The following is a 17323-nucleotide window of genomic DNA, read 5'->3' as shown; positions in this document are numbered from 1 at the left end:
CAGCCGATAGGCAGCTCAAAGCCGGCCTATCCCGAAAGCGCAAATACGCTCTGAAAGCTATTTCCCGAGCTTTGCCAGAATGTCTGCGACAGTCATGCCGTCGTAAGCCGAGAACAGCCAGCCGGACGGGTTGCCGCTGATGTCGGTTGAGCCGTCGGTCGCAGTGCCCAGCGAGCGCGCGTTGTGGTTCTTCGAGAATTCGAAGAACGCATTGGGATCGTTGATGTCCAGGCCAGTCGTATCTGCCAGGGAAAATATCGCGGCAAATATTGGCGTGAGCGCTCGCCGGAAAAACTCCGTGTATTCCTGGTGCGTTCCCTCATATTCGGTGATGACCTGGATGTACTTGTCCTCGATGACGACGACCCGGGCGAAATGAACGATCCTGGATTGCTTCAGCGCCGCCGCGATGGCGGGCTGAACTTTCTCAGTGAAGCTCGCCTCGAGATTCCGCAGCTTTGCCAGGGTCTCGGCATCCTGCTTGATCGGCAGCGTGAGATTCAGTGCATGGGTCATGGGAAATCTCCTTAAAGAATACAACCTTAAGATGGTATCACTCTCGAAAGGAATTGGAAGCGATCTTTTCGACGTGCGGCCGGCTGTCGCGTCGCGGGCCCTTCGAAAGGGGCAGCAATACTCCCCTGACAATTCGACCGCGAGCGCATGCGACCAGCGAACCAGCGCTGGTCGGCCTGCTGCGAAAATTGTTGTCGCGCGACGAGCCTACGCTTTGCCGGCGTGACAGCACGGGCCGCCGGCGGCATCCTTCGGGTCGCCCGCCAGCACGCTGCGGCTGTTGCGCTCCGGCGGAATGTCGCCGGCGGCATTGGCCGCAAAGAATCCGGTCGGCTTCAGCATGAAGCCGGCATATTCGACCGGCATGATCGGAAAATCCTCGGGCTTGCAGACATGGGTGTGGCCGAAGGAGTGCCAGACCACGAGATCTGTATTCTCGATGTTGCGGTTCTGCGCGGCGTAGCGCGGCAGGCCGTCGCCGCCGGCATGGACATTGGGATAATCGCCGCTGGCGTATTTCTCGTCCTTGTCGAAGGCCGTGACCCAGACATGCTTTGTGGCAAAGCCGCCGCGCTTGCGCACGTAGCTGCCCTCCTGCGCCAGCATCAGCGGGCTTGGATTGACGACCAGCTTGTAGGCCGGCGCGTTGCCGACGGAGTTGGTCTCGTTGGGATTGCTGATCTTCCAGAACCGGCCGGTCTCGCCGTTCGCAATGGCAGCCGCATCACGCTCGCGCGACAGCACGCGCGTGGTGGTGTCAAAGGCATTGCCGTGCGGATTGTCCGCGCCCCAGGGCCGCGGCACGAACTCGTGCTCGGTGACGGTATTGCCGCCGCCGTCGAGGTCCATGTGCAGGCGCACGTTGAAGAAATGCTGGTGCGTCGGGCCGCCCAGATTGTCGTCGACCATGCCGCCCCATTTGTATTTTTCGCCCGATGGCACGGCGGCGGTCTGGATGATGCCGGTGAGTTTTGTCTCGAGCTGGATCGTGCCGTCCTGGTACAGGTACCAGTAGAAGCCGTAGTCGTAATTGCCGACGGTGGCGAAGAACGAGATGACGAGGCGCCGCGAGCGGCGCACCTCGAACAGGCCGTTGCGGAATTCGTAGTGTTTCCAGGCAATTCCGTAATCTTCCTCATGCATGCAGATGGCATTCTGCATGACGAAGGGCGCGCCCTTGTTGTCGGCGGCCGGCACGTCGAAATAATGGATGTTGCCGAGACAGTCGCAGCCGAGCTCGAGCGCATTGGCGAGCATGCCGAGCCCGTATTCACCGGCATCGAACGCCGACTTCCAGAAGTGGTTTGCGGTCGGATCGGCATAGGGCACCACCATTTCGGTGACGCTGGCGCGATGGATCAGCGAGCGCTTGCGATCACCGCCCTGGTAGGCGAGCTGATGCAGCACCAGCCCTTCGCGCGGCGTGAAGCCGACGCGAAAACTCCATTTCTGCCAGTCGACCTTCCAGCCATCGACCTTGAAGCTCGCGCCCTCCGGCTGTTCGATATGCAGCGGCTTGATGTCGGTGCGCGGATTTTTGACTTCATGCGCGCCGTAATTCCGCTTCTTGCGCGGGATCGGCACGATCGGGTCGGCGTCCGTGAGGTCGATGACCTTGCCGCCGATCAGGTCGACTACGGCGACCACGCCCTCGATCGGATGGGCGTAGCCGTTGTCCTGCAGATGTTCGCGGAAAAAGCTGACGGCGCGCACGATACGGGCGCCGCGCTCGTACTCGAAATCGAAGAAGCCCGAGGAGAACGGATCGACCTGGACCAGCTCGATATCCTTGTCGGTGAGCCCGCGGCGGACCATCGCCGCGCGCCAGCCGAGGTCGGCCTTCACCACGGCCTCGCACTTGAAGAATTCTTCCAGCATCACCGGCGGCTGCCCGTAGGGCGCCTCGCGGTTGGGGATGACCTTGCGCGCGACGATCTCGTTGCGGCCGAGATCGACGATGTGCTCGATCGCCTCGCCTGTCGTCACGTCGAGCGTCAGCGCGAAGGCGCGGCGCCCTGCTCCGCCCGCGGCCAATTCTTGCTTGGTCGGCTCCTCCAGCCGCACCGTCGGAAAGCGGCAGTTCTCCGGCGAGGTCGCGGCGGCGCGAACCAAATTGCAGGCGGCCGCGATCTCTTCGGCTGTCAGAGGATCGAGCGGATGAGGTGCGGCCGCTTGAATCGGTGATTTGGCTTTGACGGTATCGAGCATGATGATGACCAAAAAATCAGCGCGGGGCGAGATGCGCGGTGATGGCGCGGAAGGCGGCGAGCCAGCGGTGGTCGAGCGGAACGTCCATCGCCTTCGGCTGCGTCGCGAGCTTGACGATGACGGTGTCGGTGGCCGCGTCGACATAGAGCCACTGGCCGTGAATGCCGATCCCCGCGAGATCGTTCCGCGACGGATCGATCGTGTACCATTTGCTGCGGTAGCGGGCGCCGGGGAAGATGTCGGCGAGATCGCCGTCTTTCCACGCCTGGGGATCGCCGTTCTCGCGGATGTCGTCGATCCACCAGCCCGGCACCACCTGCCGCCCCTCGACCACGCCGCGGCAGCGGATCATTTCGCCGAAGCGCAGCAGATCGCGCGCGGTGACGGAAAGCCCGCCGGCGATGCGGCCCATGCCGTGGCTGTCGAGCGTGAGGGAGCCGTCCTCTTCGGCACCCAAGGGCTGCCAGAGATAGTCGGAGAGGATGCGATGGTAAGGCATGCCGCAGGCGCGCTCGTAGACCCAGCCGAGCACTTCCGTATTGGTCGAGACGTAGTGGAACACCTTGCCGTGCGGCTTGCCGGTCCCGCGCAGCGTGGTGAGATAGGCGCGCTGATGGCCGGCCTCGACGCCCGGCGGCGGCACGTCCCAGCCCGAGGAGAAGCGATAGCGCGCGACGTCGCCGGCGGGGTCCTCGTAATCCTCCTCGAACTTGATCGCGACCGCCATGTCGAGGACGTTGCGGACGGTGCAGCTGCCATAGACCGAGCTCTCCAGCTCCGGCACGTAGCGCACCACCCTCGCCTCCGGATTGAGCAGGCCGCGCGCGGCCAGCACGCCGCCGAGCGTGCCGGCGATCGACTTGCTGATGGAGCAGATCAGATGCGGCTTGGTGACGCTCATGCCGTCGCCGTACCATTCGTGGATCAGCGTGCCCCGGTGCATGACCAGCAGCGCATCGCCGAAGGTTTCGCGCAACGTGGCCTCGACCGTGGTCGGCTTGCCGCCCGGCGCGGTGAAGCTGAGCTTTTGCAGTTCGCGCGGCGCGCTTGCCATCGGTGTGGGATGCGCGGAGCGGCGAACCTCCGCGGTCGGCAGCACTTCGCGGGTGTGGGTGAAGCCCCAGCGGATGGCGGGAAAGCTGCGCCAATTGGCGCGGGTCACTTGGGCCTCGGGCGCAGGCGGGCTGCCGCGCATGATGTCCGTCGGTCGCATCTCGATCCTCCGCAAGGCCATCCCGACTGCGATGTCGGAACGGCAAGGGAGAAGACTGCACACAGGCCGCATCGGGCGTTATCGAGATCCGGCAATATTTTGCTGGACAGCGGCCATGGCCGTGCCAGTCTGGCGTGGTTCTTGCTGGCTATTCGGCTTGCAAATTCTGACGTGCTGTCATGGCCTTAAGCGCAACTCTTCCGATTCAAGACTCGGCTGCCAATCTACTTCAAGCGAGCAGCACGGATGTCGACGAGCATTGCGCCACGCTCGGCCGCTGGCGGCTGAGCTACGACCAGATCAGCGCCGGGGCGTTCCGGGGCAGCTTCACGCAACTCTCCCTGCCCCGGCTCGAAGTGTTCTGCGAGATCACCAGCCAGCAGGTGCGCCAATATGGCCAGTTAGGTGCCGACAGCTTTGGCATCGGCCTGCCCTGGCACGGCGGCAGCGAAGTCAATTGCAACGGCGCCAATGTTGCGGGCTCTCAGGTCATCGCCAGCTTCGACGCCGAGATCGACATGTGTACGCCGAAGGCCTTCGAGCTGCGCGGTGTCGTCGCCCGCGCGGCCCTGATCGAGGAGCTTGCCGCTCGCCTCGACATCGAATTGCCGCGCGCCGTCTGGCACCAATTGCGGGTGATCGAGATGGCGGCGGCGCCGGTTGCGCGGCTGCGCGCCCATCTCGCCGCCATTCACGAGACCATCACGGTCGCACCCGAACGGTTCGACGATCCGGCCGCGCGGCAGGTGCTGGAGGACGCCCTCCTCGTCGAGATCATGGACATGCTGCCGACGGCCCAGCCCAGCGATCCCGGCCGCAGCGCCACGGCGCGCAAGCGCACCGTGGATCGTGCCCGCGAGCTGATGCATGGCAGCGGCGATCGCTCGCTGTCGCTGCTGGAGGTCTGCAAGGCGGTCGGCGCGAGCCCGCGCAAGCTCGGCTATTGCTTTCAGGAAGTCGTGGGCACGAGCCCGATGCATTACTGGCGCGCGATGCGGCTGAACCGGGTGCGCCGGGATCTGAAGCGCGCCGGCGGCGCCGAGACCTCGGTCTACGACGTCGCCGTGCAACACGGCTTCTGGCACTTCAGCCAGTTCTCGCTCGACTACAAGCGCCACTTCTCCGAGCTGCCCTCGGAGACACTGCGGCGCGCGAGGCTTGTCGCCTGACGCGCGCGTCTTCTACTCCAGGACAAGTCGTGGACAGCAGCTCGCTTGCGGCCATCCTTCGAGACGCCCGCCTCTGGCGGGTCCTCAGGATGAGGTCATTTTGCAGCGAGATATCAGACCCTCATGGTGAGGAGCCCGCGCAAGCGGGCGTCTCGACCCATGCAGGCCGGGCACGTTACCAGGTCGGCAAATACGTACCCTTGAAGCGCGTCTCAAGAAACGCCTTCACGGGATCGGAGTGATAGACCGCGATCAACTGCTTCACCCACGGCTTGTCCTTGTCCTCCTCGCGGACGGCGAGGATGTTGACCCAGGGACCATCGGGGTTTTCGCGCGCGATCGCATCGGTCGCCGGATTGAGGCCGGCCTGCACGGCGTAATTGTTGTTGATCGAGACGACGTCGACGTCCTGCAGCGCGCGCGGAAGCTGGGCGGCATCGAGCTCGACGAAGCGGAGCTTCTTCGGGTTGTCGGTGATATCGGCGATGGTCGAAGCGACGTTGGTCGGGTCCTTCAGCTTGATCACGCCGTGGAGCGCCAAAATCATCAGGCCGCGCGCGCCATTGGAGGGATCGTTGGCAATCGCAACGCGGGCGCCTTCCGGCAAATCGGCGAGCTTCTTGTATTTCTGCGAATAGACGCCCTGCGGCGAGCCGATCGTGTTGGCTACCTTGACAATTTTCCAACCGGTCTTGGAGATCTGGTTCCTCAGGTAAGGCTCGTGCTGGAACGAGTTCGCCTCGAGATCCCCGAGCGCCAGCGCTTGGTTCGGAATGACGTAGTCGGTGAACTCGACCACCTTGATGTCGAGGCCGCGCTCGGCGCCGACCTTCTTCACCACGTCCAGGATCTCGGCATGGGGGCCGGCGGTGACGCCGACGCGGATGGTTTCAGCTTGAGCGGTGGTCGCAAGCAAGGCTGCAGCCGCAAGGGTTGCGAGAAAACGCATTGAAGTCTCCAGTTCTAGGGAATGTGTATCAGCGCTGCCGCAGCCGGCGGTTGACCCGGCGTGCGAGATAATCGCCCGCGCTCTGGACGAGCTGCACCAGCGCGATCAGAACGACCACGACGGCCAGCATCATCTCCGGCATGAAGCGCTGATAGCCGTAGCGGATGCCGAGATCGCCGAGCCCGCCGCCGCCGACGGCGCCGACCATGGCGGAGTAGCCGAGCAGGCTGACCACCGCGAGCGTCAGCGCCAGCAGCAGTCCCGGCAGCGCCTCGGGGATCAGCACCTTGAGCACGATCTGGATCGGTGATGCCCCGAACGAGGACGCGGTCTCGATCAGGCCGCCGTCGACCTCGCGGATCGCAGCTTCGACCAGGCGCGCGATAAACGGCGTCGATGCGATGACCAGCGGCACGATCGCTGCGGTCGAGCCGATCGAGGTGCCGGCAATGAGCCGGGTGAACGGGATGATGGCGACGACCAGGATGATGAAGGGCGTGGAGCGCGTCGCATTGACGACGATGCCGAGCACGCGATTGATGGTGGGCGCCGCGAACAGCTCGCCTTTCCGGCTGGTCGCGAGGAACACGCCGAGCGGCAGGCCGAAGGCGGTGCCGAGCAGTGCCGCGATGCCGACCATGTACAGGCTTTCGCCTGTTGCCTGGACGATGAGGTTGATGAGTTCAGGCGACATAGCCGAGACGCTCCGCCGGGAGTTGATATTGAGAGAGCCAGGCGAGCGTGCGCGTCACCGCGTCCTCGCCACCGGGAATACCGAGGGTCAATGAGCCCACATGCTGGCCGCCGATCTCGTCGATGCGCGCCGACAGCAGCGCCACGTCGAGACCGAGCTCGCGGGCAAGCCGCGCCACCACCGTGTCGCCGGCCCCTGCCCCGCGCACCTGGACGCGGATCACGGCCTGCCCGCCGGCGGACGGCTCCGCCACGATCCGGCTCGCAAGCGACACCGGCAGGCTGTCGCCGATGACTTCGGCGAGGAAGGACTGCGTGATCGGATGTTTGGGATGAGTGAAGATGTCGGCGACATGGCCGCTCTCGACGACGTGGCCGGCATCCAGCACCACCACTTCCTTGGCGAGCTGGCGCACCACCGACATTTCGTGGGTGATCAGCACGATGGTCACGCCCAGCTCGCGATTGATGTTGGCGAGCAGATCGAGGATCGCGCGCGTGGTCTGCGGGTCGAGCGCCGAGGTCGCCTCGTCCGACAGCAGCACGCTCGGCCGCGTCGCCAGCGCACGGGCAATGCCGACGCGCTGCTTCTGGCCGCCCGAGAGTTCGGAAGGATAGCGGTCGTGCTTGTCGGCGATGCCGACCAGCGCCAGCAGCTCGGCGACGCGGGCCTTGATGTCGGCCTTGGCCCAGCCGGCGATCTCCAGCGGCAGCGCGATGTTGTCGGCCGCCGTGCGCGACGACAGCAGGTTGAAATGCTGGAAGATCATCCCGATCGAGCGCTGCGCCAGCCGCAATTCGCGGCCGGCCAGCGCCGAGATATCGCTGTTGTCGACGATCACGCGGCCCGTGGTCGGCTTCTCCAGCCCGTTGATCAGCCGGACCAGGCTCGACTTGCCGGCGCCGGAGCGGCCGATGACGCCGGTGATCGAGCCGCGCGCAATCGCGAAGTCGATGTCTTGCAGCGCGTTGACGCCGGGCTTGCCGCGATAGGCCGGATAGATCTTCGAGATGCCCTCGAAACGGACCATCGCGTCAGCGTTCCGGGCGGCAGGTGAAATCGCTTCAAGCGTTTCGATCTTCTGTCCGATCGCGAGGGATTGGTGGGCGTTCATGGAGGCGGCCTTCATGCACAACAGTTCCTGCTGCCCCGTGGGGCATCCGGGAACCGGTCGCGTCAAGCGACGGAGAGTGAAATCGCCGTGAGGGTTCGGGTGGAACGCGCTGCACTGCAGCACACACCATCGCTTTTTCAGGTCTTCCTTGCAATGTCAGATATTTGCGGGGAGTTGGACGAAGTTTTCCCAATCCCACCCCGGCGAAGAAAATTCGTCTGCCGGGGGTATGAGCTTCCGGCCCCGCTCAGCCGATCTGCAACCAGGGCAGCACGATCAGCAGCAGTCCCGCAAAATAGAGCAGCCCGAACAGCAGCCCAAAGCCCCAGAACTGGCCCTTCCCGATATAGCCGCTGCCGAAATACATCGGCGCGGGTCCCGTCGCGTAAGGCGAGATCACGCCCATCAGGCCGAGCGAATACATGCAGAGCATGGCGAGCGTCGTGACCGGCAGGCCTGGGATGCCCGATCCGACCGCGAGCACCACCGGCAGCACGGCTGCGGCATGCGAGGTGATGCTCGAGAAGAAGTAGTGGATCCAGAAGAACAGCGCGACCAGCAGGAGCATCGCGGTCGACGGCGACAGCCCCGCGAGCGGTTTGGCGTATTCGGTCGCGAACCATTTGATGAAGCCGATTTCGTTGAGGCCCGAGGCCAGCGTCAGCAGCGAGGTGAAATAGAAGAACACCTCCCAGGCGCTCTTCTCGCTGACGATGTCGGCGAACTCGATCACGCCCGTCACCAGCATCAGCGAGATCACGATGAACACGACGGTGGTGGCGTTGACGAAGTTCGAGCCGAGCAGCGGCACGTGGATGTCCGGGCTCGAGCCCGCGATCCACAGGAACATCGCGAGGATGATCAGAGCCAGCATGATCCACTCGTTGCGCGACATCGGGCCCATCTCGCTGAGCTCCCTGGCCGCCCATTCGGAGATCTCCGGGCTGTGCTTCACCTCGGGACGGCAGACCACGTAGCTGAGCAGCGGCACGAGGATCATCAGGAGGATGCCGAGCGGCGCAAAGCCGACGAACCACTGCGCCCAGCTCACCTCGACGCCGGCGGTCTTCTTCGCGATCGCAAGCGCGGCCGCATTGGGTGCGAGCGCGGTGAAGAACAGCGAGCTGGTAATCGCGGTTGCCGCGAACGCCGTCCACATCACATAGGTGCCGATCTTGCCGGCAGTCGGTCCCGGCTCGGAGCCGTAGATGCGCGGGATGTTGTTGATGATGGGATAGACGATGCCGCCGCTGCGCGCGGTGTTGGATGGCGTCGCTGGTGCCAGCAGGAAGTCCGACATCGCCACCGCGTAGCCGAGACCGAGCGTGTTGCGGCCGAGCTTCTGCACCAGCACCAGCGCGATGCGGCGGCCGAGCTGGCTCTTGCGATAACCGATCGAGAATACGAAGGCGCCGACGATCAGCCACACCGTGCTTTCGGCAAAACCCGCCAGCATCCAGCGCAGCGATTTGCCGGGATCGGGATCGATATAGCCGGCGACGCCCGCGACCGTCAGCCCGATGAACCCGACCGCGCCGACCGGCATCGATTCCAGGATGAGCCCGGTGATCACGGCCGCGAACACGGCAAAATAGTGCCACTGGTTGGCGTTGAGACCGGTCGGCACCGGCCACAGATAGATGGCCAGCCACACCACGAGCGGCGCGATCAGCTTCCAGCTAAACCCTTTTGCCTGAGGCGTCTGCGAGCTAGCGGCCATGGGCCCTCCCCCCTCGATTGTCGTCGCATTGTACCGCCCGTTGGCCGAGCCGTTTTTGTGCTAGCGCGGCGTATACGGACTGTCCGCGGCGCGATCAATGGCCTGACTTCACGTTCTACCGCCCCTTGCTACCGCCCCTTGAAGCGCGGCTTGCGGCGGGTCAGGAACGCCTCGACGCCCTCCTTGTGGTCTTCGGTGAGACTCGCCAGCGCGAACTGGTCGACGTCCATGTGGCTGGCGAGATCGTCCAGCGCATGTGCCAGCCGGTTGACGGTCAGCTTGGTCATGGCGACCGAGAGCGGCGGCTGCGCGGCGACCTTCCGGGCAAGCTCCATGGCGGCATCGAACGCATGGCCGGGATCGGCCACCTGCTCCACCAAACCCCACTCGTAGGCCTCATCGGCCGAGATGCGCTGATCGGCCAGGATCACCGCCTGCTTGGTGCGGGCCGGCCCGATCAGATGCAGCATGCGCGGGATGCTCTGCCAGCTCATGTTCATGCCGAGCCCGATCTCGGGCACGCGCAGATGCGCGTCGTGCCCCATCACGCGGAAGTCGAGCGCCACGGCCAGCGCGACGCCGCCGCCGACGCAAAAACCCTCGATGGCCGCGATCGTGATCTGCTCCATCTCATGCCAGGCATGGGTCAGACGCGGCCCGAGCTTGAGATGCCGCCGCAGCGTGCCGAGATCCATGTCCTTGCGCGAGCGGCCCTCGGCATCCTTGAGGTCGAAGCCGGCGCTGAAGGCGCTGGTGCTGCCTGTCAGAACCACGACGGACGTTGCGGCATCATCCTCGAAGCTGCGCGCGGCCGCGGTGAGCTGGCGCAACGCCTCCGGCGAGAGCGCGTTGATGCCGTCATTGCGGTCGAACCGCACCACCGCAATCCGCCCCTCCGGTCCGAGGCCCTTCTCGATCGTCACGAAGTCCGTCACCAATGTCTCCCTATCCGCTTTGCGGCGAGGCTAGCCTACATCCGGCCTCACGAATATGGGACCCGGTTGCGCCCCAGCGCATACTCGACAGGCAGGGACCATTGCGCCTATCTTTGCGCCATGAGCCACGATCACGACCATCATCACGACCATTCCGAGCTGTCGGAGACCGAGCTGCGCGTGCGCGCGCTCGAGACGATCTTGACCGAAAAAGGCTATGTCGAGCCGGCCGCGCTCGACGCCATCATCCAGGCCTATGAGACCAGGATCGGACCGCACAATGGCGCGCGCGTCGTCGCCAAGGCCTGGACCGATCCGGCCTTCAAGCAGGCGCTGCTTGAGGATGGCTCGAGGGCCATCGGCACGCTCGGCCATGTCAGCCGCGTCGGCGACCATCTCGTCGTGGTCGAGAATACGCCAGAGCGACACAACATGGTCGTGTGCACACTGTGCTCCTGCTACCCCTGGGAAATGCTGGGGCTGCCGCCGGTCTGGTACAAGGCCGCGCCCTACCGCTCGCGCGCGGTGAAGGACCCGCGCGGCGTGCTCGCCGATTTCGACGTCACGCTGCCCAAGGACATGGAAATCCGTGTCTGGGATTCCACGGCCGAGACCCGCTTCCTGGTGCTGCCGATGCGCCCCGCGGGCACCGAAGGCTGGAGTGAGGAGCAGCTTGCCGAGCTCGTAACGCGCGATTCCATGATCGGCACCGGCTTTCCCAAGACGCCTGGAGCGCCCTCGTGAACGGCGTCCACGACATGGGCGGCATGGATGGGTTCGGCAAGGTCGAGGCCGAGCCGAACGAGCCGATGTTTCACGAGGAGTGGGAATCGCGTGTTCTCGCCATGGTGCGCGCGATGGGCGCCGCCGGCGCCTTCAACATCGACACATCGCGCTTCTATCGCGAGACGCTGCCGCCGCACGTCTATCTCTCGAGCTCCTACTACAAGAAATGGTTTCTCGGGCTCGAGGAGATGCTGATCGAGAAGGGCTACCTCACCCGGGAGGAGGTCGCCGCCGGCCACGCGATGCAGCCTGCAAAGGCACTCAAGCACGGCAAGTTCGACCTCGCCAATGTCGAGCGCGTCATGGTGCGCGGCAAGTTCGCCCGCTCTGCTCCGGCGCCGGCAAAATTCAACATCGGCGACCGCGTTCGCGCCAGGAACATTCATCCGACCACGCATACGCGGCTGCCGCGCTATGTGCGCGGCCATGTCGGTGTCGTCGAGCTGAACCACGGCTGCCACGTATTTCCGGATTCGGCGGCGATGGAGCTCGGCGAAAATCCGCAATGGCTTTACACGGTGGTGTTCGAGGGCCGCGATCTTTGGGGCGCGGACGGTGATCCGACCTTGAAGGTGTCGATCGATGCCTTCGAACCCTATCTGGACCCGGCGTGATGAGCAGCACGGCTGCGGCCGCCGCGACGGCGGCCATTCCGAGCATTCCGCGCGATGACGACGGCCCGGTGTTCCGCGCGCCCTGGGAAGCGCATGCGTTTGCGATGGCGCTGACGCTGCACGAGCGCGGCGTGTTCACCTGGCCGGAATGGGCCGCAGCCTTGGCCTCCGAGATCAAGCGCGCGCAGGCCGCCGGCGACCCTGATACGGGCGAGACCTATTACCTGCACTGGCTCGCCACGCTGGAAGGTTTGGTTGCAAGCAAGGGCGTCGCATCGGCGGAGACGCTGCACCGCTACCGCGACGCCTGGGACCACGCCGCCGACCGCACGCCGCACGGCAAGCCGATCGAGCTGCGGCCGGAGGATTTTCGGTAGGTCGGTAAGAGGCACGCTCGTGCCAAGCCCTCCGCTGTCATTCCCCGCGAAGGCGGGGAATCCAGTAGGCCGCGGCCTCTCGACTCAAGCACGGTCTCTGGGATACTGGATCACCCGCTTTCGCGGGTGATGACACCGAATATGTGGCCTCAGCGCCCCGCTGCAAACTCCCGCCACCCCTTAGCCCGCAGGCTGCACGCCGGGCACTCGCCGCACCCGAAACCCCACTCATGCTGCGCGCCGCGTTCGCCGAGATAGCAGGTGTGCGAGTGCTCGCGGATGAGATCGACCAGTCCTGCGCCGCCGAGCTCGTGGGCGAGCTTCCACGTCGCCGCCTTGTCGATCCACATCAGCGGCGTATGCAGCTCGAATGGCCTGGCCATGCCGAGCGAGAGCGCGGCCTGCATGGCGCGGATGGTGTCGTCGCGGCAATCGGGATAGCCGGAATAATCGGTCTCGCACATGCCGCCGACGATGTGGGTGATACCGCGCCGGTAGGCGAGCGCCGCGGCAAACGTCAGGAACACCAGATTGCGGCCGGGCACGAACGTATTCGGCAGGCCGTCGGCGCCCATCGCGATGGCGACGTCGCGCGTCAGCGCCGTCTCGGACACGGCCGCCAGCGTCGGAATCGACAGCGTGTGGCTCTCGCCGAGCCTTGCGGCCCAGTCTGCGCGCAGGCCCTTGATGCCGTCGAACAGCCGGTCGCGGCAGGCGAGCTCGATGGCGTGGCGCTGGCCATACTCGAAACCCAGTGTCTCCACGCGTGCAAAGCGGCTGAGCGCCCAGGCAAGGCAGGTGGTGGAATCCTGGCCGCCGGAAAACAGCACCAGGACGGTTTGTGATGAAAATGCGTCACTCATGGCCCGCGCTTTAGCACTGCGGGCGCTCCTCGCCAATTGCCGCCAATCGGTGGAAATCGGCCTGTTCCGCCGCGCCGCGCTGGGAACGGCGGGCCGCTTTTGGCATAAGGTTTTGGACCCAGGAGACTGCCCCGCAATGACCCCTTCCCGTGACATTTCCCGCCTGATCGAGATCATGGCGGCGCTGCGCACGCCGGTGACCGGCTGCCCCTGGGACCTCGAGCAGAATTTTGCGACGATCGCGCCCTACACGATCGAGGAAGCCTATGAGGTCGTCGAGGCCATCAGCCGCGGCGATCTCGATGACCTGCGCGAAGAGCTCGGCGACCTCCTGCTCCAGGTCGTGTTCCACGCCCAGATGGCATCAGAACAGAATGCCTTTGCCTTCGGCGACGTCGTGGAGGCCATCACCCGCAAGATGATCCGGCGCCATCCCCATGTCTTCGCCGACAAGGACGGCAATCTCGCCTCCTCCCACGTCAAGGAGGTCTGGGACCGCATCAAGGCCGAGGAGAAAGCCGAACGTGCGGCGCGCCGGCCGCCGGAGGAAGCGCCGACGCACAAGTCGTTACTTTCGGACGTCAAGGCCGGCCAGCCCGCGCTGACGCGCGCAATGGAGCTCCAGCGCAAGGCTTCCACCGTCGGCTTCGACTGGAACGACCCGCGCGCGGTGCTGGCGAAAATCCGCGAGGAAGCCGACGAGATCGAGGCAGCGCTCGACCGCAACGACAGCGAGGGGCTGGCGGAAGAGACCGGCGATCTGATGTTCGCACTCGTCAATCTCGCCCGCCACGTCGACGCCGATCCGGAAGCCGCGCTACGCGCGACGAATGCAAAGTTCGAGCGGCGGTTCGCCTTCATCGAGCGCGCGCTCGAGGCGCAGGGGCGGACGCTGGAGCAGGCGTCGCTGGCGGAGATGGACGCGCTGTGGAATGCGGCGAAGAGTGAGGGGAAACCGGTATCAGAGACTCGCTCGCAGGCCCGCCGCTAGCGTTGTGGCCTGCTCCATCGGCGTATCCGCAAGGATCGAAGCGGTCGCGAAGGAGATATAGGTCAGCATCTTTTCCCGAATGCAGCGAGGCGGTCATGGCGGATCGCAGTCAAGCCATGAAACCGTCACGACAAGCAGTCTAAAGTTGAGCAACGGAGCCCGCGCAGCCGAAATCCCACCTCAGGTGAGTGCGATGCCATTAAAGCACTATTCGGTCCTCAAGGGACGCCCGATCGCGATGCGTTTCGGCACCGGCCAGTCGCCGCACTATCAAGTCCATGTCGTGGCCGATAACGCGGATTTCCGCATCGCCGTCAATGTGCAGTCAGGCGACGGAAGCGAAGTCGAGTTCCTGGTGCGATCGCACTTTGTCCATCCGATCACCGATCAACTCGCGGCGTTGCCCGAGGGCCTGCACCCGCAGCCGCCGAAGCCGGCCAGCACCGCACTGGACTTCATTCGCGGCAATCTGATGCAGCCTCAGGAGATGATCCCGCTGCCGCTGTCCGTGCCCGGACCGGACAATGACCTCAACGAGAAGCTCGACCAGTTCGTCCAGCGCGCGCTCTCAAACGAAAGCGCGATGGTGTACGCATTCGGTGAGACATGGGGGCCGGAGACCAAGGCGGACAATTATTTCGGCTTCCGGCCGGGCCGCGGCATCCACGACATCCATATGAATCAGGGAAACCCAATCGGACGGTTCTCGGGCGACAACGGGCCATGGCAAGACGGCGGGCTGGTGTTCGAATTCCCGGATCAGAAGCTATGGACGGCGGTCTTCCTCAAATTCCAGACGCAGGCCTGGCACACCGACGACAAGACCGGTGACCCCATCGATCTCGGCGCGCCGACACAGCCGCCAGATCCGACCGCTCCTCCGACCGGGCAAATGCCTGACGGACTCGTGCGCATCATCGCAGCACTCGTCAATGCCTTGAAGACGCCCGAGCGGGAAGTCGTCACGCTGCTCAATACGGCCGATCGCGACATCGATCTCACCGGCTGGATGCTGGCCGACAAGCAGAAGAACAAGATGGTCCTGTCAGGGAAGATCGCGGCCGGCGGCACGCTCGCAATCGTCGTGCAGAAGCCGATGGAGTTGTCGAACCAGGGCGGCATCATTTCGCTGCTGGACGAGCGTGGGATCAAGATCCACGGCGTCGCCTATACCAAGGCGCAGGCGAAGAATCCGGGCCTGACCATTCCATTCTAGCGTTACGCGTCTCAACCCGGAAACGCGGATATGGTCGATATCGCACGCAAGCCTGTCGGGCACACCGCGCCCTTCGGATCACGCCACGCGCGGCACGGCATCGAACCGGTTCACCACGATATCCCGCTTGGTCTCGTCGACCCGTACGGTCATGTCGAAGCGGCCGTCGTGCAGCTCTTTCGCCAGCACCTCGGAATTCCTGTGCAGCCAGCTGATGCCGGCACCGTCGGCGGCGTCGATGGAGAGATCGAGCGTGGTGCGCTTTGCGGCGAGCCGTTCCTCGATCGCGGCGAGCAGCGCGTCGATCCCCTCGCCTGACACGGCCGACACCAGCATCGCCGGGTGATCCTCCGGCCGGCGCGCGGCGATATTCAGAAGCTCTTCGCGCTTGTCAGGCTCGTAACGGTCGATCTTGTTCCAGACCTCGATGATGCGGCCGGAATCGTCGGGGTTGATGCCGAGCTGGCGCAGCACCGCGTCGACGTCACTCTGCTGGGCCTCGGCATCCTCGTGCGAGATGTCGCGCACATGCAGGATGACGTCGGCCTCCAGCACCTCTTCCAGCGTGGCGCGGAAGGCCGCGACGAGCTGGGTCGGCAGGTTGGAGATGAAGCCGACGGTGTCAGACAGCATCGCCTTGCCGCCATGCGGCAAAGTGAGCGCGCGCAGGGTCGGATCGAGTGTTGCGAACAGCATGTCGGCGGCCTGAACGTCGGCGCGGGTCAGGCGGTTGAACAGCGTCGACTTGCCGGCATTGGTGTAGCCGACCAGCGCGACGACGCGATACGGCACGCGCTGGCGTCCGGCGCGATGCAGCCGCCGCGTCGCCTGCACCTTCTTCAGCTCGCCCTCGAGTTTCGAGATGCGCTCCTGGATCAGGCGGCGATCGGCTTCGATCTGCGTCTCGCCGGGACCGCCCATGAAGCCGAAGCCGCCACGCTGGCGTTCCAGATGGGTCCAGGAGCGAACGAGGCGCGAGCGCTGGTAGTTGAGATGCGCAAGCTCGACCTGGAGCGAGCCTTCCTTGGTCTTGGCGCGGCGGCCGAAGATCTCCAGGATGAGGCCGGTGCGGTCGAGCACCTTGGCGTGCAACTCCTTCTCGAGATTGCGCTGCTGGATCGGCGCCAGCGCGCAATCCATCACGACGAGCTCGACATCGAGGCTCTTGGCCAGCGCGGCGATCTCCTCGACCTTGCCCTTGCCGATATAGGTCGCGGGGCGGATCTGGCTGATCGGCGCGATGATGGCATCGGCAATGACGAGGTCGATCGCCTGCGCGAGGCCGGCGGCCTCATCGAGCCGGGCCTCCGCGTCACGCTGAACATGGCTTTCCGATTGCGCGTCGGCACCGCCCGCGCGCACACGCAAGTAGGGGCCGATGACAAGCACCCGCCCCGTCTGCTTCGCCCCTGCCGACCGCGGACGGTCGGCCTCCCCGTCGAAATTCCGGGGTTCCAATCAGATCACTCTCAAGCCGGCTGATCCTCGCCGCCTTCGAACAACTGGATCGGAGCGCCCGGCATGATGGTCGAGATCGCATGCTTGTAGACAAGCTGCGAGTGACCGTCGCGCCGAAGCAGCAAACAGAAATTGTCGAACCAGGTCACGATGCCCTGGAGCTTCACTCCGTTGACCAGAAAGATCGTCAGTGGCGTCTTGGTTTTGCGAACGTGATTGAGGAAGGTGTCCTGTAGGTTTTGTGCGCGGTCTGCCGCCATTGTTTTTTTCTCGCTTTGAGTTTCTTTTTATTGCGCCGGTTGCGGCCCTCTTTGTGACATTCGGGGCCTCTTCCGGTTGCTATTCCTCATGAGATCCCCCTCGGAGGAACAGCGGTTCGATTAGAGGACAGGACGGGTTATTAGGCAAGCCGCTTCACGCGGCAGGCCACGCCCAAATGCCCCGAAAAACTACGGAAATCGATGATTTTCCTCGCTAATCCCTGCGGTGCGGCCGCGACG

17 protein-coding genes are annotated in these 17323 nt (G+C 64.7%); 6 read left to right on the top strand and 11 right to left on the bottom strand.

The window, feature by feature from the left end; translation table 11 throughout:
- Positions 1 to 57 precede the first annotated feature (57 nt).
- The 3 genes from IVB46_RS26945 to IVB46_RS26935 form a co-directional block, all read right to left on the bottom strand.
- Positions 58 to 516: a hypothetical protein gene (locus IVB46_RS26945; protein ID WP_028147544.1), complete on the bottom strand. Its 459-nt coding sequence runs from the start codon at positions 514 to 516 to the stop codon at positions 58 to 60.
- A gap of 207 nt (positions 517 to 723) precedes the next feature.
- The gene (locus IVB46_RS26940; RefSeq protein ID WP_247310315.1) at positions 724 to 2724 is read right to left on the bottom strand and encodes a primary-amine oxidase; all 2001 of its coding nucleotides are present in this window, start codon (positions 2722 to 2724) and stop codon (positions 724 to 726) included.
- 16 nt (positions 2725 to 2740) lie between these two features.
- Positions 2741 to 3937 (bottom strand): serine hydrolase, encoded by a 1197-nt coding sequence (locus IVB46_RS26935; protein ID WP_247310318.1) that lies wholly within the window; start codon positions 3935 to 3937, stop codon positions 2741 to 2743.
- Positions 3938 to 4116: 179 nt separating this feature from the next.
- On the opposite strand from IVB46_RS26935, the gene IVB46_RS26930 reads away from it, so the two are divergent.
- Complete coding sequence (locus IVB46_RS26930) at positions 4117 to 5106, top strand: helix-turn-helix domain-containing protein (RefSeq protein ID WP_247310320.1); 990 nt, start codon at positions 4117 to 4119, stop codon at positions 5104 to 5106.
- 175 nt (positions 5107 to 5281) lie between these two features.
- On the opposite strand, the gene IVB46_RS26925 is transcribed toward IVB46_RS26930, so the two are convergent.
- From IVB46_RS26925 to IVB46_RS26905, 5 genes are all read right to left on the bottom strand, one after another.
- Positions 5282 to 6055: a MetQ/NlpA family ABC transporter substrate-binding protein gene (locus tag IVB46_RS26925; RefSeq protein ID WP_247310322.1), complete on the bottom strand. Its 774-nt coding sequence runs from the start codon at positions 6053 to 6055 to the stop codon at positions 5282 to 5284.
- A gap of 28 nt (positions 6056 to 6083) precedes the next feature.
- Positions 6084 to 6749 carry a methionine ABC transporter permease gene (locus IVB46_RS26920; RefSeq protein ID WP_135213629.1) on the bottom strand — a complete coding sequence of 222 codons (666 nt, stop codon included), beginning with the start codon at positions 6747 to 6749 and terminating at the stop codon, positions 6084 to 6086.
- Positions 6739 to 7878 (bottom strand): methionine ABC transporter ATP-binding protein, encoded by a 1140-nt coding sequence (locus IVB46_RS26915; protein WP_038942897.1) that lies wholly within the window; start codon positions 7876 to 7878, stop codon positions 6739 to 6741. Before IVB46_RS26915 ends, IVB46_RS26920 begins: the two co-directional genes overlap by 11 nt.
- A gap of 232 nt (positions 7879 to 8110) precedes the next feature.
- Positions 8111 to 9583 (bottom strand): DASS family sodium-coupled anion symporter, encoded by a 1473-nt coding sequence (locus IVB46_RS26910; protein WP_247310324.1) that lies wholly within the window; start codon positions 9581 to 9583, stop codon positions 8111 to 8113.
- A gap of 128 nt (positions 9584 to 9711) precedes the next feature.
- Positions 9712 to 10518, bottom strand: coding sequence for an enoyl-CoA hydratase/isomerase family protein (locus IVB46_RS26905; RefSeq protein ID WP_247310326.1), 807 nt, complete (start codon positions 10516 to 10518; stop codon positions 9712 to 9714).
- Between the two features lie 120 nt (positions 10519 to 10638).
- Here IVB46_RS26905 and nthA point away from each other — a divergent pair, with 120 nt between their 5' ends.
- The 3 genes from nthA to IVB46_RS26890 are packed head-to-tail and all read left to right on the top strand — an operon-like array spanning position 10639 to position 12295.
- Entirely contained in the window at positions 10639 to 11262 is a 624-nt protein-coding gene (gene nthA / locus IVB46_RS26900) for a nitrile hydratase subunit alpha (protein WP_247310328.1), read from the top strand.
- Positions 11259 to 11918: a nitrile hydratase subunit beta gene (nthB, locus tag IVB46_RS26895; protein WP_028147553.1), complete on the top strand. Its 660-nt coding sequence runs from the start codon at positions 11259 to 11261 to the stop codon at positions 11916 to 11918. The genes nthA and nthB overlap by 4 nt, the downstream gene beginning before the upstream one ends.
- Entirely contained in the window at positions 11918 to 12295 is a 378-nt protein-coding gene (locus IVB46_RS26890) for a nitrile hydratase accessory protein (protein WP_167767895.1), read from the top strand. The genes nthB and IVB46_RS26890 overlap by 1 nt, the downstream gene beginning before the upstream one ends.
- A gap of 149 nt (positions 12296 to 12444) precedes the next feature.
- Here the strand turns inward: IVB46_RS26890 and queC are convergent, their stop codons facing one another.
- Entirely contained in the window at positions 12445 to 13158 is a 714-nt protein-coding gene (queC, locus tag IVB46_RS26885; RefSeq protein ID WP_247310330.1) for a 7-cyano-7-deazaguanine synthase QueC, read from the bottom strand.
- Between the two features lie 136 nt (positions 13159 to 13294).
- Here queC and mazG point away from each other — a divergent pair, with 136 nt between their 5' ends.
- Together mazG and IVB46_RS26875 are read left to right on the top strand one after the other, a co-directional pair.
- The gene (gene mazG / locus IVB46_RS26880) at positions 13295 to 14149 is read left to right on the top strand and encodes a nucleoside triphosphate pyrophosphohydrolase (RefSeq protein WP_247310332.1); all 855 of its coding nucleotides are present in this window, start codon (positions 13295 to 13297) and stop codon (positions 14147 to 14149) included.
- Positions 14150 to 14342: 193 nt separating this feature from the next.
- Entirely contained in the window at positions 14343 to 15365 is a 1023-nt protein-coding gene (locus IVB46_RS26875; RefSeq protein ID WP_247310334.1) for a DUF2278 family protein, read from the top strand.
- 78 nt (positions 15366 to 15443) lie between these two features.
- On the opposite strand, the gene hflX is transcribed toward IVB46_RS26875, so the two are convergent.
- Together hflX and hfq are read right to left on the bottom strand one after the other, a co-directional pair.
- Entirely contained in the window at positions 15444 to 16823 is a 1380-nt protein-coding gene (gene hflX / locus IVB46_RS26870; protein ID WP_247310336.1) for a GTPase HflX, read from the bottom strand.
- Between the two features lie 11 nt (positions 16824 to 16834).
- The gene (hfq, locus tag IVB46_RS26865) at positions 16835 to 17083 is read right to left on the bottom strand and encodes an RNA chaperone Hfq (protein WP_007591126.1); all 249 of its coding nucleotides are present in this window, start codon (positions 17081 to 17083) and stop codon (positions 16835 to 16837) included.
- Positions 17084 to 17323 lie beyond the last annotated feature (240 nt).

This window comes from Bradyrhizobium sp. 61 (assembly GCF_023073075.1).
In the GTDB taxonomy this organism is placed as follows: Bacteria; Pseudomonadota; Alphaproteobacteria; order Rhizobiales; family Xanthobacteraceae; genus Bradyrhizobium; species Bradyrhizobium barranii.
Note: the sequence above shows the minus strand (reverse complement) of the source record. Positions and strands in the feature narration are given on the sequence as shown.